General features: G+C 67.3%; 22 protein-coding genes. 8 read left to right on the plus strand and 14 right to left on the minus strand.

Translation table 11 applies throughout. From position 1 onward, the window contains the following. Positions 1 to 3: 3 nt before the first annotated feature. Positions 4 to 2,292, plus strand: coding sequence for a CaiB/BaiF CoA-transferase family protein (locus Y900_RS07840; protein ID WP_036340937.1), 2,289 nt, complete (start codon positions 4 to 6; stop codon positions 2,290 to 2,292). On the opposite strand, the gene Y900_RS07845 is transcribed toward Y900_RS07840, so the two are convergent. The 4 genes from Y900_RS07845 to arcA are packed head-to-tail and all read right to left on the minus strand — an operon-like array spanning position 2,244 to position 8,192. Beyond that, positions 2,244 to 3,797, minus strand: a complete 1,554-nt coding sequence (locus tag Y900_RS07845) for a flavin-containing monooxygenase (protein WP_051659951.1) — start codon at positions 3,795 to 3,797, stop codon at positions 2,244 to 2,246. The two genes, Y900_RS07840 and Y900_RS07845, sit on opposite strands and share 49 nt — an antisense overlap. Further along, positions 3,794 to 5,539: a flavin-containing monooxygenase gene (locus tag Y900_RS07850; RefSeq protein ID WP_081845027.1), complete on the minus strand. Its 1,746-nt coding sequence runs from the start codon at positions 5,537 to 5,539 to the stop codon at positions 3,794 to 3,796. Before Y900_RS07850 ends, Y900_RS07845 begins: the two co-directional genes overlap by 4 nt. Beyond that, positions 5,536 to 7,023 (minus strand): aldehyde dehydrogenase, encoded by a 1,488-nt coding sequence (locus Y900_RS07855; protein ID WP_036340940.1) that lies wholly within the window; start codon positions 7,021 to 7,023, stop codon positions 5,536 to 5,538. Before Y900_RS07855 ends, Y900_RS07850 begins: the two co-directional genes overlap by 4 nt. After that, a complete protein-coding gene (gene arcA, locus Y900_RS07860) occupies positions 6,987 to 8,192 on the minus strand; it encodes an arginine deiminase (protein ID WP_036340942.1) in 1,206 nt (401 codons plus the stop codon). The genes Y900_RS07855 and arcA overlap by 37 nt, the downstream gene beginning before the upstream one ends. 47 nt (positions 8,193 to 8,239) lie before the next feature. Between arcA and soxR the strand changes: the two genes are divergently transcribed. Both soxR and Y900_RS07870 read left to right on the plus strand, forming a co-directional pair. Further along, positions 8,240 to 8,671, plus strand: a complete 432-nt coding sequence (gene soxR, locus Y900_RS07865) for a redox-sensitive transcriptional activator SoxR (protein ID WP_036340944.1) — start codon at positions 8,240 to 8,242, stop codon at positions 8,669 to 8,671. Positions 8,672 to 8,716: 45 nt separating this feature from the next. Further along, entirely contained in the window at positions 8,717 to 9,313 is a 597-nt protein-coding gene (locus Y900_RS07870; protein WP_036340946.1) for an alpha-ketoglutarate-dependent dioxygenase AlkB, read from the plus strand. Positions 9,314 to 9,315: 2 nt separating this feature from the next. Here the strand turns inward: Y900_RS07870 and Y900_RS07875 are convergent, their stop codons facing one another. Further along, entirely contained in the window at positions 9,316 to 9,975 is a 660-nt protein-coding gene (locus tag Y900_RS07875; protein WP_036340948.1) for a DUF5642 family protein, read from the minus strand. A gap of 21 nt (positions 9,976 to 9,996) precedes the next feature. Continuing rightward, a complete protein-coding gene (locus Y900_RS07880) occupies positions 9,997 to 10,689 on the minus strand; it encodes a DUF5642 family protein (protein ID WP_237752526.1) in 693 nt (230 codons plus the stop codon). A 62-nt stretch (positions 10,690 to 10,751) separates the two neighbouring features. On the opposite strand from Y900_RS07880, the gene Y900_RS07885 reads away from it, so the two are divergent. Together Y900_RS07885 and Y900_RS07890 are read left to right on the plus strand one after the other, a co-directional pair. Beyond that, positions 10,752 to 11,714, plus strand: coding sequence for a bile salt hydrolase (locus Y900_RS07885; protein ID WP_036340951.1), 963 nt, complete (start codon positions 10,752 to 10,754; stop codon positions 11,712 to 11,714). A 117-nt stretch (positions 11,715 to 11,831) separates the two neighbouring features. Then, complete coding sequence (locus Y900_RS07890) at positions 11,832 to 12,809, plus strand: IS481 family transposase (RefSeq protein WP_036338172.1); 978 nt, start codon at positions 11,832 to 11,834, stop codon at positions 12,807 to 12,809. A gap of 10 nt (positions 12,810 to 12,819) precedes the next feature. On the opposite strand, the gene Y900_RS07895 is transcribed toward Y900_RS07890, so the two are convergent. Next, positions 12,820 to 13,296, minus strand: a complete 477-nt coding sequence (locus tag Y900_RS07895) for a TspO/MBR family protein (RefSeq protein ID WP_036340954.1) — start codon at positions 13,294 to 13,296, stop codon at positions 12,820 to 12,822. Positions 13,297 to 13,359: 63 nt separating this feature from the next. After that, positions 13,360 to 14,652, minus strand: a complete 1,293-nt coding sequence (locus Y900_RS07900; RefSeq protein ID WP_051659952.1) for a PE-PPE domain-containing protein — start codon at positions 14,650 to 14,652, stop codon at positions 13,360 to 13,362. Between the two features lie 249 nt (positions 14,653 to 14,901). On the opposite strand from Y900_RS07900, the gene lpqN reads away from it, so the two are divergent. Beyond that, positions 14,902 to 15,615, plus strand: a complete 714-nt coding sequence (gene lpqN / locus Y900_RS07905) for an envelope biogenesis lipoprotein LpqN (RefSeq protein WP_036340957.1) — start codon at positions 14,902 to 14,904, stop codon at positions 15,613 to 15,615. 219 nt (positions 15,616 to 15,834) lie between these two features. Then, entirely contained in the window at positions 15,835 to 17,157 is a 1,323-nt protein-coding gene (locus Y900_RS07910; protein WP_036340960.1) for an HNH endonuclease signature motif containing protein, read from the plus strand. Here the strand turns inward: Y900_RS07910 and Y900_RS07915 are convergent. Together Y900_RS07915 and Y900_RS07920 are read right to left on the minus strand one after the other, a co-directional pair. Continuing rightward, entirely contained in the window at positions 17,154 to 17,975 is an 822-nt protein-coding gene (locus tag Y900_RS07915) for a shikimate 5-dehydrogenase (RefSeq protein WP_036340962.1), read from the minus strand. The genes Y900_RS07910 and Y900_RS07915 overlap by 4 nt on opposite strands. A gap of 1 nt (position 17,976) precedes the next feature. Continuing rightward, the gene (locus tag Y900_RS07920) at positions 17,977 to 19,023 is read right to left on the minus strand and encodes an acetyltransferase Pat (protein ID WP_081845028.1); all 1,047 of its coding nucleotides are present in this window, start codon (positions 19,021 to 19,023) and stop codon (positions 17,977 to 17,979) included. A 269-nt stretch (positions 19,024 to 19,292) separates the two neighbouring features. Here Y900_RS07920 and Y900_RS32115 point away from each other — a divergent pair, with 269 nt between their 5' ends. Further along, entirely contained in the window at positions 19,293 to 19,820 is a 528-nt protein-coding gene (locus Y900_RS32115; protein ID WP_131536116.1) for a hypothetical protein, read from the plus strand. Positions 19,821 to 20,038: 218 nt separating this feature from the next. Here the strand turns inward: Y900_RS32115 and Y900_RS07930 are convergent, their stop codons facing one another. From Y900_RS07930 to Y900_RS07945, 4 genes are read right to left on the minus strand one after another with little or no spacing between them, the layout of a single operon-like run. Continuing rightward, complete coding sequence (locus Y900_RS07930; RefSeq protein ID WP_051659953.1) at positions 20,039 to 20,893, minus strand: SDR family NAD(P)-dependent oxidoreductase; 855 nt, start codon at positions 20,891 to 20,893, stop codon at positions 20,039 to 20,041. A 19-nt stretch (positions 20,894 to 20,912) separates the two neighbouring features. After that, a complete protein-coding gene (locus Y900_RS07935) occupies positions 20,913 to 21,929 on the minus strand; it encodes an NAD(P)/FAD-dependent oxidoreductase (protein ID WP_036340968.1) in 1,017 nt (338 codons plus the stop codon). After that, on the minus strand, positions 21,926 to 22,435 hold the full coding sequence (locus Y900_RS07940; protein WP_036340971.1) for an isoprenylcysteine carboxyl methyltransferase family protein: 510 nt from the start codon (positions 22,433 to 22,435) through the stop codon (positions 21,926 to 21,928). Before Y900_RS07940 ends, Y900_RS07935 begins: the two co-directional genes overlap by 4 nt. After that, positions 22,435 to 23,493 (minus strand): type III polyketide synthase, encoded by a 1,059-nt coding sequence (locus tag Y900_RS07945; protein WP_036346161.1) that lies wholly within the window; start codon positions 23,491 to 23,493, stop codon positions 22,435 to 22,437. The genes Y900_RS07940 and Y900_RS07945 overlap by 1 nt, the downstream gene beginning before the upstream one ends. Between the last annotated feature and the right edge of the window lie 56 nt (positions 23,494 to 23,549).

Here is a 23,549-nt window from a genome sequence, read left to right on the forward strand (position 1 = left end):
CGCATGACGGCTCTCCTGTCGGGTATCCGGGTGCTCGAGATCGGCGACCGGATCGCCACCGCCTACTGCGGCAAGCTGCTGCGCGACGCCGGCGCCGAGGTGGTGATGGTCGAACCCCCCACCGGTCATCGGCTGCGCCGTTACCGGCCCACAGGTGTCACGGCATCCGACGGCGACAGCCCGTTCTTCTCGTTCCTGGCCGGCGGCAAACACAGCATCGCTGCACACACGGTCACCGCCGCGCTGCTGGACTCCGCAGATATCGTGATCCTCGGCGCCACCCCGGAGCAGGCCGCCGAAATTGGCCTGACGGCGAACGAGATCGCCTGCTGCACAACACCGGTGGTCACGGTGTCGAATTTCGGCTGGAGTGGTCCCTGGACGGAGCTGCCCGCCACCGAATTCACCATGCAAGCCTGGTGTGGCTCGACCGGGTCACGGGGAGAGCCGGACCGGCCGCCGATCGCCGTCGGCGGCGACCTGGGTGAGTTCATCGCCGGTAGTTACGCCGCATTCTTCGCGGTCGCCGCGCACCGCTCTGGCGGCAGCTTCGACATGTCGGTGCTGGAGGCGATGACCACGTCGATGCAGGTGTTCTCCTGGCTGCGTAAAGAATTGATGCTTCTCGAGGTCGTCGGCCGCTCGACCGAGGTGCCGTCGGTGGAGCGCGCCAAGGACGGTTACGTCGGAATCTCGATGGCCACCGGTCAGCAGTGGCAGGACTTCTGCGCGATGGTCGACTGCCCCGACCTGGCCGACGTTCCCGAATTGCGTTTCCAGGTGGGCCGCTGGGAACAGCGCGACCTCATCCGGGCCCGCATCGGCGACTGGTTCGCCACGCACACCGTCGCGGAGATCGTCGACCTGGCCGAGTTGTTCCGCATCCCGATGGCGGCCATCGGCAACGGTGAAACACTATCCGGGATGGATCATTTCGTCGCACGGAAGTCGTTCGTCGATCATCCCGCCGGGTTCCGCGCGCCGGGGCCGCCGTGGCGGATGAGTCGCACGCCGCCACTGCCGCCTGCGTTGCCTCCCGCTGTCGGTGACACCGTGGCCGACTGGACGCCACGGGAGAAGCCGGACCGCGCGGGCCTGCCGCTCGACGGTGTCCGGATCGTGGACCTGACCGCGTTCTGGGCCGGCCCGGCCGCTACCCATCTGCTCGCGATGCTGGGTGCCGACGTGGTCAAGGTCGAGTCCGTGCAGCGCCCGGACGGGATGCGCTTCGCCGGCGGGTTCCGCGCGGACGTCGAACGGTGGTGGGAATACAGCTGGGTCTTCCACGGCGTCAACTCCGGCAAGCGCTCGGTGACCCTGGATCTGGAATCTGATTATGGCAGAGCACTTTTCGGCCGGATGGTCGCTCAGGCTGACGTGGTGATCGAGAATTTCACGCCCAGGGTGATGGAGAACTTCGGGCTGGGGTACGAGGCGCTGCGCGGATTCAACGAGCAGATCATCGAGGTCCGCATGCCCGGGTTCGGCCTCGACGGCCCGTGGCGCGACCGGGTGGGCTTCGCGATGACGATGGAGCAGCTTGCGGGACTGGCCTGGATCACCGGCTATCCCGACGGCCTGCCGACCGCCCCGCGCGGTGCGTGCGACCCGCTGGCCGGAGTGCACGCCGCGTTCCTCACGCTGGCCGCCTTGGAGTACCGCCGGCGTACCGGGCACGGGCAGCTGATCGAGGTGCCGATGATCGACGTGGTGCTCAACGCCAGTGCGCTGCAGGTGATCGAGCGCGACGCCGCCGGTGTGCTGCTGACCCGGCGGGGCAACCGCGGGCACGAGTTCGCCGTGCAGAACGTGTACGCCTGCACTGGGACTGACCAGTGGGCGGCGGTCAGTATCCGCCACGACGCCGACTGGGCCGCGCTGACAGTAGTTCTCGGTCAACCGGATTGGGCTGACGGCGTGAGCTACACCGCCGATACGGCAGACCTCATCGACGGCCATCTCGCCGAGTGGCTTGCGACCCGGCCGCGCGACGGGGCCGTCGCAGCATTGCTCGCCGCCGGGATACCCGCGGCACCCGTTCTGCAGCCGCCCGACGTGATCGACAACCCCTCGCTGAAGGCACGTGGGTTCTTCCAGACGGTGTCACACCCGCTGTGCGGACAGCTACCCTACCCCCGGCCGCCGGTCACCGGGCACTTCGTCTCTGCGGCGGCTCCGCTGCTGGGACAGCACAACGCGGACATCCTCGCCGATGCACTGGGATTGACAGATCAGGACCTGGGTCACCTGGAGGACGAGGACGTGATCGGGTCCTGGCCGCTGGGACTGTGACCGCCCGTCCGGTGAATCCAGTCGCCGGGCTTCAATCGCCAGGTGCGGCGGGCGTATTCGATTTCGGTGTAGGGCCATTGCGTGACGATGCGACCATCGGGTGAGCGGAAGTAGCTGCCGCACTGCGTCCACACCGTCTGTTCGAGTTCGGCGGAGATTTCATCGTTGAACCGCCGCTCGGCTTCCGGGTCCACCTCCAGCGTGCCGCCCTTGCGGCGGAGCCGCGCCACCGCGTCGGCGGCCAGCCGGGCCCCTGCCTCCAGGATGTACACGATCGAGTTGCCGCCCTGATTGGTGTTGGGCCCGTACAGCATCAAGAAATTCGGGAACCCGCTCACCGCAACACCGAGGTACGCGCTGGGGTCCTCGCCCCAACGGTCGTGCAGCGACTGCCCTCCGAGGCCGATGACCTCGATGCCTGCGAGGTAGCGACTGGTCTGGAACCCGGTCGCGAGCACGATGACGTCGGCCTCGGTGGTCGACGAGGATGTGCACACAGCGTCCTCGGTGACCTTCTCGATGGGTTCGGTCACCAATGACACGTTGTCCTGCTGCAGTGCGGCGTAGTAGTCGCCGCCGAGCAGCACCCGCTTGCAGCGGAACGGGTAGTCCGGTGTGAGCGCCTCGCGGAGGTGTTCGTCGGTGACGTTGCGGCGCAGGAACTCTTCGGCGATACCCTGCCGCCCGGTCACCCGGGGGTCATCGAGTCGCAGCGCGGTGTTGTCGTGCTGCTCCTTCCACAGCCGCCACCGCTCGCGACGTCCGGCCCAGGGGATGCGATGGAAGCGATGGAGCTCATCGGAGGTGAATGCGCGATCGTCCTTGGGCACCATCCACGGCGGTGTGCGCTGGAAGACCGTCACTGCGTCGGCGTCCCTCGCGAGTTCCGGAACGACCTGCACCGCACTGGCTCCCGTGCCGATGACCGCCACCCGGCAGCCGGTGACGTCGGCGCGCGGATCCCAGCGCGCGGTGTGCATGATCGACCCACCGAAATCCATCAACCCGTCGATATCGGGCAGCTTGGGCTCCCCGAACAGACCAACGGCACTGATCACCACGTCGGCGGAGAACGCGAATTCGCTTCCGGTACCTACCGATTGAAGGTCGAGATGCCACTGTTGCGCTCGTTCGTTCCAGCGCATGCTCCGCGCCACGGTGCCGGTCAGCAGGTGCCGTTCCAGATCGAAGTCCTTGGCCACCGACTCCAGGTAGGCCAGGATCTCCGGCTGCCGGGCGTAGGTGCGGCTCCAGTTCCGGTTGGGCGCGAACGAGAACGAGTAGAGGTGGCTCTGGATGTCGCACGCCGCACCGGGGTAGGTGTTCAGCCGCCAGGTGCCCCCGACACCGTCGCAGCGTTCGATGATCGCGATGTCGTCGATGCCGATGCGCCGCAACGCGACCGCAGCGGCCAGCCCGCCGAACCCGGCGCCGATGATCGCCACCCGGGGTGACCGGTGCCGCACCGCTGCCCGCAGTCGGCCCGTCAGGTACCGAACTCTCATCTCCTGCCACCACGAGAGATCTCGAGCCCGTCGAGCGTGCCGTCCTGCCGCCACGCGGCCAAGATGTCGGCGTATTCGGTTGGGGTGCCGTAGAAGAAGCTGCCCTGCCGTGTGGTGGCGTTGGCCATGCCCTCCCGGTTGTAGTACCCCGGGGTGCAGTTCCGGGCGCGGTCAGCGGTCCCCGCGGATCTGCCCACCACGATGTTCACCCAGCCGTCCTCGGCCGCCGCAGTCGATTCGACGCGGGTCACGTTGCTCGCCAAGCTCTCGGCGATGATCCACGCGACATGGGTGGCCTGGACGTCGAGCAGGTAGGGGAAGTTCACCGTGAAGCCCGACTGCGCGATGCTTTCGACGAAGAGGTTGGGAAAGCCTGCCACCATCAGGCCGTGCAGCGTCCGGACGCCGTCACGCCACTTGTCGGTCAACGTGCGCCCGTCGCGGCCGACCACCTCGAACCCGGTGCGCCGCGAATAGTCGGTACCCACCTCGAATCCGGTCGCGAAGATCAGGCAGTCGAGCTCGTGCTCGACGCCGTCGACAACGACACCGCGCTCGGTGATGAGCTCGACGCCGTGGCCGTGGGTGTCGACCAGAGTCACGTCGGGGCGGTTGAATGTTGCCAGGTAGTCGTCGTGGAAGCACGGGCGTTTGCAGAAGTAGCCGTACCACGGTTTGAGCGCCTCGGCGGTGGCCGGATCGGCGACGGTCGCGTCGACCCGCGCGCGGACCTCCTCCATCTTCGCGAAGTCGGCCAGCTCGCCATCCTGCATCACCAGCAGCGTCTTGACGGTGCTGGTCCAGGCGTCGGCCACCAGGTCCTCGCCGGCTTCGCCGCCGGCGGTGAGCTGCTGGAAGTTCTCGATCCGACGCCGCTGCCAGCCGGGTGTCAGCGTGGCGGCCCACTGTGCGTCGGTGGGCCGGTTGGCACGGACGTCGACCGATGACGGCGTGCGCTGGAACACCGAGAGATGACCGGCGGCGCGGGCCAGGTGCGGGACGCACTGCACAGCCGTCGCGCCGGTGCCGATGATCCCGATTCGCTTGTCGGCCAAAAGTTCCAGGTCTTGTCCGGTGTACCCGTAGTCCCACCGGCTGGTGTGGAAGGTATGCCCGGCGAACGACGTGATGCCGGGGATGCCGGGCAGTTTCGGCTTCTGCAGGTAGCCGTTGGCCATCGAGACGAACCGGGCGCGGACTGCATCACCGCGATCGGTCTCCACGATCCATCGTTCGCTCGGCTCGTCCCACCGGATCTGCCGGACCTCGGTGTGCAGCAGGGCATTGCGATAAAGATCGTAGTGCTCGGCGATGCGCCGGCAGTGCGCGAAGATCTCCGGGCCCTTGGCGTACTTCTCGGTCGGCAGATAGCCGACTTCCTCCAACAGCGGCATGTAGACGTAGGACTCGACATCGCAGGCGATGCCGGGATATCGGTTCCAGTACCAGGTGCCGCCGACGTCGGCAGCCTTGTCGATCAGTCTGATGTCGGCGACGCCGAGTTCCCGCAGCCGGGCACCGGTCAGCAGACCGCCGAACCCGGCGCCGATGATCGCGACGTCGACCTCGTCGGTGACCGGCTCGCGGGGTTCGGGTGCACCGGACCATGGGTCGGATGCGAACCCGGCGAAGTCGCCGGCCACCTCGACGTACTGACCGATACCATCGGGGCGCAACCGGATCTCGCGCTCCCGGGCATAACGGGCGCGTAGCGCGTCGGGATCGAACGGCAGTCCGGTCACGCCGTGCCCACCGCCGTGGCGATCACTTTGGTCTCGAGGTATTCGGCGAAGCCGGCCACCCCCATCTCGCGGCCGTTGCCCGACTGCTTATAGCCGCCGAACGGCGTGTCGGCCGAATACCACACTCCCCCATTGACACTGACCGTTCCGGTCCGCAGCCGCGCCGCCGCCGAGGCCGCACGCTGTGGGTCCGAACTCCACACCGCGGCGGACAGCCCATAGCGCGAGTCGTTGGCGATGGCGACCGCGTCGTCGTCACCATCATGCGCCAGCACCACCAGCACCGGCCCGAAGATCTCCTCCCGCGCCGTCCGGGCCGTATTGTCAAGACCGCGAATCACCGTGGGCGCGATGAAGTATCCGCGGTCCAGCGTGCCTGGACGACCCCCTCCACAGGCGAACGACCCGCCCTCAACCAACGCCAGATCCAGATAGCCCTGCACGCGGTCACGCTGGCGCGCCGAGATCAGCGGGCCGCACACCGTCGCGGGATCGGTCGGATCGCCGACCGCGATACCGCCCATCGCCGCGGCGGTGGCATCCACGGCCTCGTCGTACCGGTGGCGCGGCACCAGCAACCGGGTGGTGAACGCGCAGCCCTGGCCGGCGTGCCGGGACACCGCGACGGCCGCCGCGCCACATGCCCGACCCAGGTCGGCGTCGTCGAGCACGACGAACGCCGACTTACCGCCGAGTTCGAGGAGAACCTTGCTGATGTTGCCGGCCGCAGCGGCCGTCACCGCGGCGCCGGTGGCCGTCGACCCGGTGAACGAGACCACGTCCACCCGGGCGTCCCGGCACAACTGCGCACCCAGACCGGGATCGCCGGCGGTCACGATGTTGACCACACCCGGCGGAAAGTCGGTGTGCTCGGCGATGATCCGGCCGATGTGGGCGGCGCACCACGGGGTCTCGGGAGCCGGCTTGAGCACCACGGTGTCGCCGGCCGCCAGCGCCGGTCCCAGCTTGGCCAAGTTGATCTGATGCGGGAAGTTGAACGGTGTGATCGCGCCGACGACCCCGTACGGCTCACGCACCAGCCAACGCTGCGTCGCGATACCCATCGGGGACGCCACCCCGAGATCGGTTTTCCACGAATAGCTCTCGGCGGTGTCGGCCGGGAATGCCAGATCGTTGACCGGGCCTTCGAGGTGTGAGCCGTACGTGAAGGTCACCGGGGCGCCCACCTCGGCGACGGTGACCGAGCGCAGTTCCTCGATCTCGGCGATCAGAGCCGTACGCAATTGACGCAGGCAATGCACCCGCAGCGCCACGTCGCGGGCCCAGTCGCCGTGGTCGAACGCGGCGCGCGCGGCGCCGATCGCGCGGTCCATGTCCGCGTTGTCCGCGTCGGCCGCCAGCCCGATCCGCTCCTCGGTGGCGGGATTGACGGTGCCGAACGTGCCCGCCCCGCCGGGGAGCAGCTTGCCGTCGATCAGCAGATCGGTCACAGCGGGTCCCGAGCCACCGGACATGACATGCATCGCGGACCGCCGCGACCGGTGCCGAGCTCGGAAGCGGCGATCGGTAGGACTTCGATACCTGAATCCTGCAGCCGGGCATTGGTTTCGGTGTTGCGCTCGTAGGCGACGACGACGCCGGGGGCCACCGCCAGGGTGTTATTTCCGTCGTCCCATTGCTCGCGTTCGGCGGTCACCGGGTCCAGCCCGGTGTCGATGACCCGCAACGCCGTGCCCATCGCGTCGGCAGCCGCCTTCACGAACGGCGCCTCGTCGAGGATCTTCACCCCGTCGGGCGTGCGCTTGATGGTGAACGCCGACAGCGAGTCACTGATCGCCGGATACATCACCAGTGCGTCGACGTCCACCATCGTGCATACGGTGTCCAGGTGCATCTGGGCCCGTTCCTGGGCGATCGGGACGGCCAGCACCGTGTGGGCCAGCCCGTCGTCGAACAGGCTGCGCGCCAATGCTTCCGCACCTGCCGGGGTGGTGCGCTCCCCGACTCCGACGGCCACCACGCCGGGCGAGAGCAGCAGCACGTCACCACCTTCCACCGGCGCCGTGTGCGATTCGTAGGCGCGGCGCACACCGAGGAAACGCGGGTGATGGGCGTAGATGAGGTCGGTGAGTGAGGTTTCGCGCATCCGCGCGGGCAGCGCCAGCGAGGTGATCGCCACCCGAGGGCCGATCCAGAACGACGAGTCGCGGGTGAACAAGAGGTTGGGCAGCGGCTCTATGACGAAGTCGCCGCCGTGATGCATCAGCCGGACTAGCGACATGTCCGACGTTGCGCCCGAGGGCAATTCGGTGAAGGTCATACCCGCCATCAGGACATGCGCCAGCGCCGCCGGCTCCAGGCCGCGCAGGTAGGCCGAAAGTTCCTGCGCCAGAGGCAATCCCAGACGGCGCGCATCGACGGCCGCAGAGATGCCCTGCATCCTGGCCGCCCCGCTGCCCAGCGCCTCGGTCAGCAATTCGGACAGCAGCAGCACTTCCACGCCCCGCGACCGCAGCAGATCGGCGAACGCGTCGTGCTCCTGCTGTGCCCGCGCCACCCACGGCAGACCGTCGAACAGCAGTTTGTCGTTGTTGCGTGGGGTCAACCGCTGCAGTTCGGCACCGGGACGGTGCAGGATCACGACCCGCAGCGTCCCGACCTCGGAGTTGGAGCCAAGTACGGCGGCAGTCACAAATAGCACCGTAACAACACCTCAGCCGGCTGATCTATCGTCGAGGAGTGACCGAGCACGAACTGGGGCCCGGCGAGCTCGCGGCGCGAGCCGGAGTGGCGATCTCGGCACTGCACTTCTACGAGCGCGAGGGCCTGATCAGCAGCCGCCGAACCTCCGGCAACCAGCGGCGTTACCCTCGCGACACGCTGCGGCGGGTGGCTTTCATCCGCATGTCCCAGCGTCTCGGCATCCCTCTGGCCAGGGTCCGCGAAGCACTGGCCACACTGCCGATCGACCGGGTTCCCACCAGCCGGGACTGGGCCCGGCTGTCGGCGGGCTGGCGCGACGACCTCGATGAGCGGATCGGCCATCTGCAGCGGTTGCGCGACAACCTCGCCGACTGCATCGGCTGCGGTTGCCTCAGCTTGCGCAGCTGCGCGCTGTCCAACCCCGAAGACGTCCTCGCCGGACACGGTCCCGGGGCGGCGAAACTCTAGCTTCTAAGCTTCAGCATCGAACAAACGTGCGATATCCTCGAGCTTGTGTCTGTCCCGGTTCAGGGCGCGCTGTTCGAGCACAGTGAGCGCCGCGAGCTCGGAGCCGGCGCGTGGATCGACATGCGCTCGGCCTGGGTCGACGACGCCGACGCGTTGTTCGGCGCCCTGCTCGACGACGTCTCCTGGCGCGCCGAACGGCGGCAGATGTATGACCGGGTCCTCGACGTTCCGCGCCTGGTGAGCTTCCACGATCTGCTGACCGAGCCGCCTCCGAACCCTGCCATCACGAAGCTGCGCCGTCGCCTCAACGACGTCTACGCCGGCGAATTGGGTGAGCCGTTCACCAGTGCCGGGCTGTGCCTCTACCGCGACGGCGCCGACAGCGTTGCCTGGCACGGCGACACGATCGGCCGCAGCAGCACCGAGGACACCATGGTGGCGATCGTCAGCCTCGGCGCCACCCGGGTGTTCGCGCTGCGACCCCGCGGCGGCGGTCAGTCGCTTCGGCTTCCCCAACACCACGGCGACCTTCTGGTGATGGGTGGTTCGTGCCAACGCACCTGGGAGCACGCCGTTCCCAAGACCGCGCTGCCCAAAGGACCGCGGATCAGCATCCAGTTCCGCCCGCGCGACGTGCGCTGAGGTCAGCCCCGGATCGCGTTGACGCCGGCGACCAGGAGATCGCGGGCCCGTCCGGTGTTCACCGGCACGATCGGCTTGTCGGGCAGGACCAGCGGGTTGGCGCTCACGATCACCTGATAGACCCCGAAATGGGCGGAGTAGTTGTACGTCTCGCCGGTGCGCGCCTGGTTGTTGACCACGGCTTGTAGCACCCGGTGCACCCCCAATGTTGTGGTGCCGTCGATCGCCGGCGCCTCGACCGACTCAACCAAACCGCGCATCGCGCTGCCACTGAAGGTGACCTTGCGGCAGTCCGGCCCGGGTTCGGTCACCGGCACCGCCGCATCGGTTTCGACGGCGATCACGATGAACCGGTTGCCCTGACCCTCGGCCGACACAGCCGCCATGTTGCCCTGGGTGCCCTGCGGCACGAGTTGTCCGGTGGCGTACTTCGCACAGGACGGCGGATCGAAGGTCAGGCCGTCGGGCAGTTTCTGGCCGGCCAGCACATGCGGGTCGATTCCGGTCTTGGCGACCTCGGAGACCGTGAAGTCCGGGCCGAAGCTCGACTTCACCGTCGTCACCTTGGCGATATCGGCCTTCGGTTCAGCCGGTGCGCCCGATGAACACGCCACCGCCAGTCCGGCGCACAGCACTGCTACGACCGCGCCGGGTTTCACCATCGTGGCCAATGTACCTGCCACTCAGCCGCGCAGGGCAGCGACCGTCGCGACCAGAAGACCGTCGACGAAATGAGAATCCAGTGCCGGATGCGGTGATCCGGGATCGGTGACCAGGGTGACGTACACGACGTGGCCGTCCAGGTAGGCCTGCGCGGTGACGGCCTGCCCGTCGGTCTCGGTGCCGGACTCGACGACCGTGCGGGTGATGACTGTCATCGCGACGGTCCGGGCACCGTCGATGCCGGGCGCTTCAGACGGCGGCGCCAGGGTCACGTCACCGGTCGTGTGCGCGAACGTCATCGTCCACCTGGCGCAGTCACCGATCACAGCGTCATCCGGCGCCGGCTGGGCGGGCATCGCGACGACGACATAGACGGTCCCGCCCGCCCCCGATGCCGAGTAGCCACGGGCGCCGGGATCGGCGGGCGCCGGGTCCGCCAGCGCCGCGCACTGCGGTGGGGCCGCCGTCCACCCGGATCCGAAGCCCCACAAGCCCGCAGCGCTCACCGGCCCGGCCAGGTCGGCGATCTCGTAGCCGGCCGGAAGCGACGACCGGATGCGTTTGATGTTGGCCGGGTTGATCGCACCCGCGCCGGTCGCCGCCGTCGACGAGGACGACGTCGGCGGAGCCGGAGTGCGCTGCGCGCACGCCGCCAGACCGAGGCCCGTCGCCAGGCACAGTGTCGTCGTCAGGCAGACGATCAGCCGCCGCACGGGGCTTTGATACCACTGATCGTCCGGCTGATGCGCGTGCCTCGCGGGCTAATCTGTCAGCCATGTGTACTCGGGTGCTGTGGAACACCAATGACCTAGCGGTCCTCACCGGGCGCTCGATGGACTGGCCGGAGTCGACGCAACCGTTGATCGTCGGGTTTCCCAGCGGCCGGGACCGCGACGGCAGCCGGCCGACCGGAATCGTCGCCGACCCGAATCCGCTGCGCTGGACGAGCCGCTACGCCAGCCTGGTGACGACCGTCTACGGACTGGGCACCGTGGACGGCCTCAACGAGGCGGGTCTCGCCGGCCACGGGCTGTACCTGAACGAAACGGACTTCGGCCCGCGCGACCCGGCGAAACCCGGGGTGCAGGCCGGACTGTGGTTGCAGTATCTGCTGGATCAGGCGGACACGGTCGCCGAGGCACTGCGGCTGATGGACGAGATCCAGCCGGTGAAGGTGTCGGCCCACGGACGTGACGCCAACCTGCACGTCGCGCTCGAGGACGCCGGTGGCGACTCGGCGATCATCGAGTTCGCCCAAGGCCGGGCGGTGGTCCACCACGGCCGCCAGTTCACGTTGATGACCAACGATCCCACCTACGACGAGCAGCTGAATCTGCTTTCCCTGCAAGACTTTTCCCATCCGAGCCGGGAGATGCCGTTGCCAGGGAACGTGAACCCGGTCGATCGGTTCCAGCGCGCGGCGTACTACAGCGCCTTGCTGCCCACCCCGGGTTCACAGCGCGAGGCGATCGCGAGCGTGATGGCGATCATGCGTAATGTGTCGGTTCCGTTCGGCGCGCCGTACGGCGACTTCGGCGTCTACAACACCGAATACCGAACGGTGACCGACCTGACCAACCGGATGTACTTCTTCGAGTTGACCACCAGCCCCAACGTCGTGTGGGTCGACATGGACCGGTTGAAGCTCGATGACACGCCGGTCGCCGTCGACCCCTACGACCAATCGCTGATCGGCGACATCACCGACCGCTTCGCGCCGCGTGAGATGGCGTTCTAGCCGAGTACATCTAGCTGTACTCGGCTTAGACATTGGTGACGGATCGCTATTGCTGTAGGGAGGACCTCCGGGCTTAGTGGAGATGTCTGACGTCTTCACCAGTCCACGGAGGTCCTCGTGTCCCACGCTAATGCCCGTTTGACCGTTCATGGTCGTCTGCTGCTCGTTGAGCGGATCGTTAAGGGACACCGACCGGTGTCTCATGTCGCTGCCGAATTAGGAGTGTCGCGCCAGTGCGCTCACCGATGGGTGCGCCGGTTTCGCGATGAAGGCGTTGCCGGGTTGTCGGATCGCTCCTCACGACCACACCGCTGCCCGCGCCGCACATCAGCTGTCATTGAAGATGCGGTCCTCGAACTGCGCCGCGCCAGTAGGCGGGGCCAGGACTGGATCGGCGCCGAACTCGGTCTGCCGGCCCGCACGATCTCGGCGATCTTGCGCCGCCACCAGCTGCCGTATCTGAGGGACTGCGACCCGCTGACCGGTGACGTGATCCGGTCATCGAAAGCGACCGCGGTCCGCTACGAACGGGCACGCCCCGGAGAACTAATTCATATGGATGTCAAGAAGATTGGCCGCATCCCTGACGGAGGCGGATGGAAGGCTCACGGCCGAGCCAAGAGCAGATCTGCTGCACAGAGGAACGCGCGCATCGGGTTCGACTACGTGCACTCCGTCGTTGACGACCATTCGCGGCTGGCCTACTCAGAGATCCTGCCCGATGAAAAGGGAGCGACGTGCGGTGAGTTTTTAGCCAGGGCCGCCGAGTACTTCCGCGCCCACGGCATCCCGACCATCGAGAGACTCATCACCGACAACCACTGGAGTTATCGACGCTCCGCCGATGTCGCGGCTGTCATCGCAGGCCTGGGCGCCAAGCACGTCTTCATCAAGCCGCATTGCCCCTGGCAGAACGGGAAAGTGGAGCGCTACAACCGCACCCTGCAGACCGAGTGGGCCTACCAGCAGATATTCACCACCAACGACGCTCGCAGCGCTGCCCTTGCACCCTGGCTCGAGGACTACAACAATCGACGACGCCACTCAGCCCTCGGAGGCCAACCCCCGATTAGCAGACTGACGCCAACGTCCTAGCCGAGTACATCTAGCGGTTGAGGCGCCAGATGTCCGTCGACATCAGCGTCGCGAACGAACACCACAACGGGTAGGGCGCCAGCGCCGCGCCGAACTTCGGGTCCGCGGCGGCGGACCGGCGCGCCAGGTCGGCGCTGCTGACGGCAAGCGCGCCGGCCGCCACCGCTGACGGTCCGAGCTTGTGAGACTTGAAGAACAGCCAACTCCAGCCGGCATTGAGCACCAGGTTGACCCCAAGCGCGCCGATGTAGCTGCGGGCCTTGGCGTCCTCGCCGTTGGCTCTCAGCTTGTCGATCGTTGCCGCCGACGTGACGGCGATATCGGCGTACAGCGTCGTCCACGCCACCGGGAACACGGCGTTCGGCGGAACGTAGCGGGGTTTCCGAATGCGGGGATACCAGGTCTCGACACCGCTGCGACTGGCAATGCTGCCGGTCACGGCGGCCGCGGCGGTGGCCAATGAAGTTGCGACGATGGACTTTCCCATGGCGCCAACTTACCCATGCGCAAGATCTGCAAACGCGCGCCTGCACCGGTCGTCACACAGTGGTCAGAACCGGGTCCGCTGGCGACCGACGCCGGCGTGCGCCGGCATGGTGCCTCCGGGCTGTGGTCGCGCTGATCGGGCCGGCAGCGCGCGGGGCTTGGGGCCCGCGGCGCCGTGTGGTCGCACCGTGGCGCCCCGCGCGGCGGGCGCCGGACTGCTCGGGGGCGGCCCGGCGAGAAGCGTTGCGCCGCCGACTCCGAACGGTCCTGCAGGCGTCGTTCCGAGCGGGCGCCCCAAATCCGCCTCCTGCAGACCGTCGTCCAGCCCGACGGGGATCGCCGTGAGGAGATCCCGGACCATGGTCGCCGGGTTTGTCGGATTCGCCAGCGTCGCCCGGGTCGGCTCACCCGGGCTGGTGGTGCGGTCGTAGGCCCATTCGACGATCACCCGCAGGGGCGCGTCGAGGACGTCGAGGATCGGCGCCGGTACGCCGATCTGGGCGAGCGGCATGAGCAGCGGCAGGCGCTGTGTGGGCAGCAGGTAGTACGTCGTGTCACCGGTGGTGCCCTGATTCAACGCACCTGCGACGGAGACGGTGTAGTGCTCGTGCAGGTAGACGATTCCGGCCAGTGCATTGAGGTCGGCCACCAGGTTCAGCGGACGCAGGGGGAAGTCGGCCCAGCCGTCGTACTGCTGCGCGATGTCGGCGGTCGGAAATCGGCAGTCGGTGCCGCCGGCATCGCAGCTGTCAGTGGGTGTCGCACCATCGAACGTGACCCCGAGGAAAGGGATGGAGAGGCCCGCGAAACGTTCGAGAAAGCCTCCGTTAGGCCGGTTCGGGTTACTGACGACCACGAACGAGACGGCCGGTGTCGTGCCGACGGAGTCGCGATACTGCGCGATGAGGTCGCGCTTGACGATCGAGGCGATCCTCGCGCTCTGCGAATACCCGAAGACTACGTAATCCAATGCAGGGCCTTCAGCACCGAGATGCCTTGCCTCGCAGGATGTTCGGCCCTGCAGACAGTTGCCCAGATTGTCGGCGCCTGCCGCGACAGACTCGTCGAAGCGGTCCGCGCCGGCCACCGGCCAAAACTGTTCGGGGGTGCCGACGGCCACCCGGTTATAGGTGCCGGGCACGGTCGAATCGGCCCGCACGGCGCCGGTGGGGGCGATGAACAGGTCGAGCGCGCTCTGCGTGTACTGCTCGACGAACGCCGGGGACTCGCCCACCAGAGGGTGTCCGGTGCCGCCCATGATCAGTGCGGTGGTGGCCGCCAGTTGAACAGTGATTGTCACCGACGCCGCCGCGGCGGCCGACACGGCCAGGCATAGCAAGCGCACAAAGGTGCCCATGGTGCCCACGGCGCCCCCCACACGCCACGCGCAACGCCCATGGTGGCTTCACCCGACCCACCACCGCGACCACGCTGCGCCATTGCAATTTCGCGGCCTCAGCCCATGGTGCGCCTGTTTCTCCAGTGCCGTGGCAAAAGCGGTTTCACAGAGATCCACATGGTTTCGCTGTGAAGGGCACTAAGCTGCTCAATCGAATTTGGTTGGCCGCCGGCAACGGCGCGCCACAACAAAAGGAGACCTCGTTCGATGAACAAGATGACGGCGGTAGCCGCGGCGGGCCTGGCCGCCGTTTCCTTGAGTTTCGCGCTCGTCGGGTGCGGTTCCGACAGCAAGAACGACAGCAAGACGTCCACCTCCACCTCCACCTCGACGTCCACTGAGACGTCGACGTCGAAATCCACTGAGACGTCGGCAAGTCCGGCGCCAGCCGCCGGCACGAACAAGACCATCCAGGATTACCTGAAGGAGAACCAGATCACCGAGACGCCGGTCAAGCGTGGCGATCCCGGTTCTCCCAACATCGATCTGGCAATGCCGCCAGGGTGGTCGGACGCCGGCCAGCAGACCCCGGACTGGGCGTACGGGGCGATCGTCTTCGACAGCCCGCAGGACAAGAATGATCCGCCGAGCATCATCGCGATCGTCTCCAAGTTGACCGGCAACGTCGACCCCGCGAAGGTTCTCGAATTCGCACCGGGTGAGCTGCAGAACCTGCCGGGGTGGACGCCGCTCGGCGATGGCGCCACCAAGAGCACGCTGAGCGGATTCGACGCCGTCCAGCTCGGTGGCAACTACACCAAAGACGGCAAGAAACGAATCATCGCCCAGAAGACGGTCGTGATTCCCGGCAAGGACGGTCTGTACGTCCTGCAGATGAACGCCGACGCGCTTGACGGGCAGGAGGGTCCGCTGATGGACGCGACCAACGTCATCGACGAGAAGACGACGATCACTCCCTGATCGGTGTCGTGGGGGCGGCTGTCGGTGCGTGCTTCGCGCGCCGGCAGCCGCTTTTTTCATTGGGAGTAGGTGCCAATTCGATTGCGGATGAAGAAGAATCGGCCCAACGAATACGCGGCCAGCCAGCTCACGTAGTGGGGTAGTCCACAGTTCCGCGTTCATCCACAGATCGGTTTTGGGCGTCGGTCGTTGTCGGTGGTTCGAACTAGTGTTCTAATCATGGGTTCGATCGATGCGGTGTTGGAGGCGCTCGACGATGTTGTCGAGGCGTTGGCCGCAGTCGATCTCGATGTGCTGGATCCACCGCAGCGATTCGCGGTGTTGGCGCGGTTGGAGACCGCGCGCCGCCGCCAGGTCGCGGTCTCGCACGCGGTGGTGGGGCGGTTGGAGCAGTTCGAGGGTTGCCCGCCGGTGCCGATCACGCTGGCCGATGTGTTGCGGATCAGTCCGCGCGAGGCCAAACGCCGGATCCGTGATGCCGAGCAGCTGGCGCCGCGGCGGGCGTTGACCGGCGAGCCACTACCCCCGCTGTTGCCGGAGACCGCGGCGGCCTGGCACGCCGGACTGCTCGACGGTGAGCATCTGCGAGTGATCCAGAGGTTCTTCCGCGACCTGCCCGACCATGTCCCCGCAGTGGAGGTGGAGAAGGCCGAACGCACCCTCGCCGAGCACGCGGCGATGCTGCGGCCCGATCAGGTGGACAAGATCGCCCACCGGCTGGCGTTGCACCTCAACCCCGACGGGGTGTTCTCCGAGGACGACCGGGCCCGCAAACGCGGATTCACCTGGTGCGGTGGACAACAGGTCGACGGCATGAGTGTCGGGCGGCTGATCGCCGACCCCGAGTTGCGGGCGCTGCTCGACGGCTGGTTCACCAAATTCGCCAGCCCCGGAGCGTGCAACCCCGCCGACCAAACCCCCACCCTGGCCCCGTCGACCGACGTGGCCGAGCGTGACCTGCGTAGCCACGCCCAACGCCAGCACGACGCGCTCACCGCCCTGGTCCGCGGTCAGCTCGGTGACCCGACACTCGGGCAGCACAACGGATTACCGGTCACGATGATCGTCTCAGCCACCCTGCAGGACATTCAGGCCAAGACCGGACACGCGGTCACCGCCACCGGCACCGGCACCCTGCTGCCGATCCCCGACGTCATCCGGATGGCCAGCCACGCCTACCACTACCTGGCCCTCTTCGACGGGGTCCGAGGCCAAGCGCTGTGGCTGGGCCGCACCAAACGCGTCGCGTCCGCTGATCAAAGGATCATGCTGCACAACAAGGAACGCGGCTGCACCCGCCCCGGATGCGACAAACCCGGATACCTCACCGAGGTCCACCACGTCGACGAATGGGCCCACGGCGGCCTGACCAACATCGACAAACTCACATTGGCCTGCCCCGCCGACCACCGTCTGCTCGACCACGGCTGGAAAACCCGAAAACTCCCCAACGGCGACACCGAATGGATCCCACCGCCACAACTCCCACTCGCAGCAGGCACCAACACCTACCACCACCCAGAACGACTACTCGGGAACTAGGCCCGCGAGAATGCCGACGCCTCGGCGACCTGCTGCGGGGTGGGCCGAACTCCGGTGTACCGCTCGAACTGCTCGGCCGCCTGCAGCGCGATCACCTCGGCGCCGGTGATCACCTGCTTGCCCGCCGCCCGCGCGGCGGCGATCAGTGGCGTCTCCGACGGCAGCGCCACGACGTCGAAAATCGAACGCGCGGCGGCGATCACGTCGTCGGCGTAGGCGGGCTCGTATTCCTCGGGGCCGCCGGCCATTCCGATCGGCGTCACGTTGACGATCACCGCAGCGCGGAGTTCGCCGACCTCGCTGCGCCAGTCGTAGCCCAGCCGTTGCGCCAAGTCCGGACCGCTGTCGGAGTTCCTGGCCACGATCGTTCCGTCGCCGAATCCGCTGTCCCGGAACGCCGTTGCCACGGCGCTCGCCATCCCGCCGCTGCCGCGGATCACCACCGCCGAGTCGGGGTCCAGGCCGTGTTCGGCGATCAACCGCTGCACAGCGGTGTAATCGGTGTTGGCCGCGGTCAGCACACCGTCGTCGTTGACGATCGTGTTCACCGCGTTGATCGCCCGCGCGGAATCCTCCACACGATCGACCAGCTCCAGCACATCCTGCTTGAACGGCATCGACACGGAACAGCCGCGAATCCCCAGCGCCCGCACGCCACCGATCGCGGACGCGATATCGGTTGTGGTGAAAGCCTTGTAGATGAAATCCAGGCTCAGCTGCTCGTAGAGATAGTTGTGGAACCGGGTGCCGATGTTGCTGGGTCGCGCAGCCAGCGAGATGCACAACCGGGTGTCCTTGTTCAGCGCAGGCTTAACCATGTCACCCGATCGCCCGCAACACCTGGCGCGCCATACTGCGGATCTCGGTGGCGAGCTCCGGATCAATATGTATCCCATTGCCTTTCGGGACGTCGAACTCGGTGGTCACCACTCCGGGCTCCTCGCGCTCCCAGTGCGCGCCGAAGCGATCGAGGATTGTCCGCATCGGCAGGTTGTCGCCGAGCACCCGCGCCGTGAATCGCTTCACTCCTCCGACCCGAGCCGCGATGATCAACGCGTCCATCAGGAAGTTGCCGATGCCGCGGCCCTGATACGCGTCGCCGACGATGAACGCGATCTCGGCCACCGACGGATCGGCCTCATCCCGGACGAACCGCACGTCGGCGACTACCGGGCCGTCCGCACCGTCGACGAGGACCCACACGAAGTGATCGACGTAGTCGACCTGGAACAGGTAGTTCATCAGCGCCATACTCGGTGCCCGCATCGACATGAACCGGCGATAGAGCGTCTCGGAGGAGAACTCGACAGGGCCGTTCGACGTCCGCGCGCTGTCACCGGGCAAGACCGGACGCAGCCACAGCTCGGTGCCGTCCTTGAGAATCACCGGGATCGGAGTGACGAAAGCGGCCAGCCGCTGCCGGGCCGTGCGGACCAGCCGCTCGCTGATCCCCGGCAGCTCGGCCATGGTCTCGAACGCCGCATGATCGCCGATGTAGCCGGTGAGCGGCTCGGTGGTGGTGATGGTCGCGGTGCGAGGCTTGTCACGCAGGAGTGCGATCTCGCCGACGATCACACCGGCGGAGACCGAATCCAGGACGATTTCACCGTCGTCGCCGACGTGGCGCACCTCGGCCCGGCCGGTATCGATGAGCAGGAAAGACACCGCCTGCTCGCCCTGCCGCATCAGGACCCGGCCCGGCGGCGCCTGCAACGGCCGCAGCCGTTCGGCCAGCGGGCGCAGCAGCTCGGGCCGGCACCCCGCGAACACCTCCATCTGCGCCAATCCCTCGGCGCGCACGGTGATCAACTCCGGTGCCGCCCCCAGTGCCGACGCCAGGCCGCTCTCGCCGCCCTCCGTCGTCATGCGACCTCCCTAGCCATCGACTTCGAGGCTACCGATGGCCCGCAACCCGGCGGACCGAATCGGCACACCGGGCCCGAGCTAGTGTTTGCCGACACAGGGCGCAAACGTCGGGGGTGCTGCGTATGCCTGCTGATCCTGCCGCTTCGCGGCGGCCACGCGAGCCCTGACGACGGTGACCTGCTCACAGCCGCGTACCCCGCGATCAAGGCCGTCGACCCGAACGCCACCGTCATCGGCGGCGTGTGGGGGCGGTGGGCAACATCCCGGGTGTGTCGACCAGCCCGGTGAAGTTCGTCAACCAGATGTATGCCGATGGGGCACATGGCTTTTTCGACGCGCTGTCCTTTCACCCCTACCACTATGTGACCCCGTTCTCCAAGGGCACGATGCCCGGCGAACCCATCGAACAGGTCGCGGCCATCCGCCTTGATGGCGGCCAACGGCGACGCCGACCGCACACTGTGGGCCACCGAATACGGTCTGCCGACCAGCGTGGTCGCCTGGCAGCAGGTAACCGGCTCCGGCCCGATGTTCATCTGCACCACGCGCGACACCGCAACCGGTGCCTTCGACGACGAGGCCAACGTCGGCATCTTCACAACCAACTGGACCCCAAACTGGCGGCCGAGACCGTCGCCGCGTTGATCGCCGATCTGGCGGACGGCACTGCCGCGCCCTTCGACGTGACGCCATACATGCCGGCAAATCCGTTCCTGCAGGGCGTACAGGTGTTTCATCCGTCAGCTGATCGATCAGGCCCTCGTTGTGCCGAAATTCGTTGTACAGCAGGTGAGTAGCGTGGTCAACGCAGTGGTGAAGACCATCGCAGGGGCTCTTGGCGTCCCGACCGCCGGACACGCAGCTGGGCCAGGCCTTCCGTCCCGGCCAGCCCCGACGGTCGCGTCCACACCGAGCGCGCAACGCCGTAGCAAGGCCGCTCAGCAGCGCGCCGATCGGACGGCATCCGGCGGAACCGCCGGACACTGCTCCACGGGGCACTCCGCGCGCCGAGACCCTACAAGTGCTTGGACCGGTTGACGAAACGGCCGGCGCGCGGCGAAAACAGCCATCCACCACCGGCTTTCGTCCCGCCGTCGACCGGGATGTTGTGACCGGTGACGAAACCTGACAGCTCTGAGGCCAGAAACAGCGCCACCCGCGCCTGATCTTCCGGCCACCCGACCCGACCGACCGGCGCCCACGACTGCCACAGGTGCTCGACGTCCTCGTAACCGGTGAGATAGTCCACCTGCGGCGTCTGGGTGAGATCGGTGCCAATGCCGTTGACGCGGATTCCGTGGCGGCCCAGATCGACCGCCAGACACGTCGTGAAATGTGCGACAGCAGCTTTCATCGCGCCATAGACCGGATCGCGCGGAAAGCCGCGCATGCCTTCCACCGAGTGGACGTTGACGACGTTGCCGCTGCCCGCCGCGATCATCGCCCCGACGAAGGCACGGGTGACCGCGAAGACATGGCGCAGGTTGACGTCGTACATCCGTTGCCAGGTCTGGGGTGTCGACTCCTCGAAGCCCACCAGCGGCCGGTAGTCACCGACGTTGTTGACCACGACGTCCACCCGCCCGTGTGTGCCCAGCACCGCATCGGCAAGACGGGTGACATCGTCGTCGATGGTCACGTCCACGACGTGACTGCGGATCACCCCGCCGACCGCCGTCACCTCGCGGCTGATGCGTTCGGCGCGGACCGGGTCGATCTCGGCGACCTCGACGACGGCGCCGTGTGCGGCGAACAGCGCCGAAATCGCTCCGCCGATACCGTCGCCGCCGCCCGTCACGACCGCAACGCGGCCCTCCAGCAAGCGATTCCAGTCCGCGATATCCGCGATTCCATGCGGGCCGTTGCTCATAGCGGCGCAGCCTACGCCGTCAGTAGGCCAGCAGGTTCACAATCTTGCCGAACGCGCTCGGCAGCGCTGCCGCCGCAGGCACCACCGCGGAGCGGGTGGGACCGAACTCGACGGCCTGCAGCAGGCCCGCCGTCAGCAGCCGGTAGCGCCGCGACATCCGCCGCCATTGCCGGTCGTAGTTGCCCGGCCGTTCCGCCAGAACACAATTCACCAACAGCTCGGCGCCGCCGAAGGCGATGCCGAGCCCTTCACCGGTCAACGCGTCGACGTAGCCTGCGGCGTCGCCCACCAGAAGGACACGGCCTGCTCGGCGCCCGGCCACCCGCTGCCGCAGCGGACCCGCTGCCCGCTCTGGGCCGTGCGAACATCCGTTGACCCGCTCGCGCAGCGCACCGAATTCGGCCAGCCTGCTCTCGAACGAACCCTGCTGCGCGGTCAGGATCGCAATGCCCACACAGTCGTCGGCCACCGGCGTGACGTAGGCCTCGGCGCCGTCACCCCAGTACACCTCGACACGGTCACTCCACGGTGCGATGCGCACGTGCCGCCGCAGGCCCCACCGCCGTGACCCGCCGCTGGGGCGAGAAAGGCCCAGCGACCGCCGGATCGGCGAATGCAAGCCGTCGGCGGCGGCGAGGTAGCGAGCACGAAAAGGCCCGCACTGCACCGATTCCGCGTCCTGGGTGATCGAGCCGATGCGAGCGTCCACCACGTCGACACCTGCGGCCTGCACCGCATCTGTCAACGCGGTGTGCAGAGCGGTTCGGCGCACTCCCATACCCGGACCGGAGCGAAACGGGGCATCCACCCGCCGCGCGGCATCGAAATAGGTGATGCCCCGAAACGGCTTGCCGGGCAGAACTATTCCGAGTTTGTCGAGCTGACCCACGGCGTAGGGCATCATTCCCTCGCCGCAGGCCTTGTCGATCGGTGCGCGGCGGCGTTCGACGACGGTGACTTTCAGCCCGGCCCGGGCGGCATGCAATGCGGTGACCAGACCGGCCGGGCCGCCGCCTGCCACCAGGAGATCGATCACGACAGGCTTGCCAGCGCGGCGTTTTCGGTGCGGATGCGCGTGCGCAGCAGCGCCGCGTTGAGCACGGTGAAGACCAGTGCGGTGATCCACCCGGTGTGCACCAACGGCAGGGCGATGCCCTCGGCGACGACGGCGACATAGTTGGGGTGGGAGAAGAACCGGTACGGACCGCCGTCGACGCGCGCAGCACCGGGGATGACCACGACCCTGGTGTTCCACTGCCGGCCGAGCGTGGTGATACACCACCACCGCAAGGCTTGCGCGCCGACAACTATCGCCAGCATCGGCCAGCCGAGGGCGGGCAGGAACGGCCGGTGCAGGCCGATCACCTCTGCCAGGGCGCCGGCCAGAAATCCGGTGTGCAGCACCACCATCAGCGGGTAGTGACTCGCCCCGAACTCGACACCACCCTGAGCGCGACTCCAGGCCAGATTGCGCCTCGCGACGACCAATTCGGCCAGGCGTTCGGCCGCCACCGCTGCGACCAGCAGCACATACCAGGTCATCAGTGCCAGCGCAGCAGCACCAGTTCCGAGCAGAACCCGGGACCCATGGCCATCATCACACTCGGACCTGCTGACGGACGCTTGGCGATGGTGTCGCGCAGCACGTGCAGCACCGACGACGACGAGATGTTGCCGATGTCGGCCAGCGAGCGCCAGGTGAGCTCGAGCGCCTCCTCGGGCAGCTTCAGGCTGTTGACGATCGCCTCGATGATCTTGGGACCGCCGGGATGACAGACCCAGGTGCCGATGTCGTCGAGCTCGAGGTCATGTGCGCCAAGGAATTCGGTGACGTCGTCAGGCAGGTAACGCTCGATGACGTCGGGCAGATCGGCCGACAGCACAAGCTCCAGACCATCCGCTCCTACGTCCCAGCCCATGGTGCGCAACGAATCCGGATACAAATGGCTACGTGAATCGATCACATCGGGCCCGCTGGCGTTGATCTTCTCCGCCCGGCGTTCACCGACGGCCACAACGGCCGCGGCACCGTCGGCGAACAGCGCGCTGCCGACCAGTCCGGGCAACGTCGGCTTGTTCGCCGTGTAGGTCATCGAGCACAACTCGACGGACACCAGCACCGCGACACCATCGGGATCACCGCGCAGATAGTCGTGCAGCCGAGCCACACCCGCCGCACCGGCCACGCAGCCCAGGCCGAACATCGGCACCCGGCGGACGTCGGGCCGCATCCCCAACCGGCCCGCGATCCGGGCCTCGATGGATGGGGCCGCGACTCCGGTGACGGTGGTCGACACGATCAGATCGACGTCCTCCGGCCGCAGCCCGGCCTCCTCGAGCGCACCCGCGATCGCTGCCGAGCCGAGTTCGACGGCGTTCTCGATGAACAGGTCGTTGGCTTCGCCGAAATCCTTCAGCGCGGGATACTGATCCAGCGGCAGGACGAAGTGCCGATTGTCGACTTTGGCACTGCGATGCAGCTTGCGAAGGATTTCTTCATACTCGCCATAGCCGCCGATGGTGAGGAACGCTTCGGTGACCTCGGCTTGGGTGTACCGGTGCGGCGGCAACTCCCCGCGCACTCCGGCGATGACACTGATCGGACGCATGTCATTGACACGAACGTCGCCCGACGCCGGTTCACCGATATTTGCCC

The sequence above is a fragment of the Mycolicibacterium aromaticivorans JS19b1 = JCM 16368 genome, from assembly GCF_000559085.1.
Classification (GTDB): Bacteria; Actinomycetota; Actinomycetes; order Mycobacteriales; family Mycobacteriaceae; genus Mycobacterium; species Mycobacterium aromaticivorans.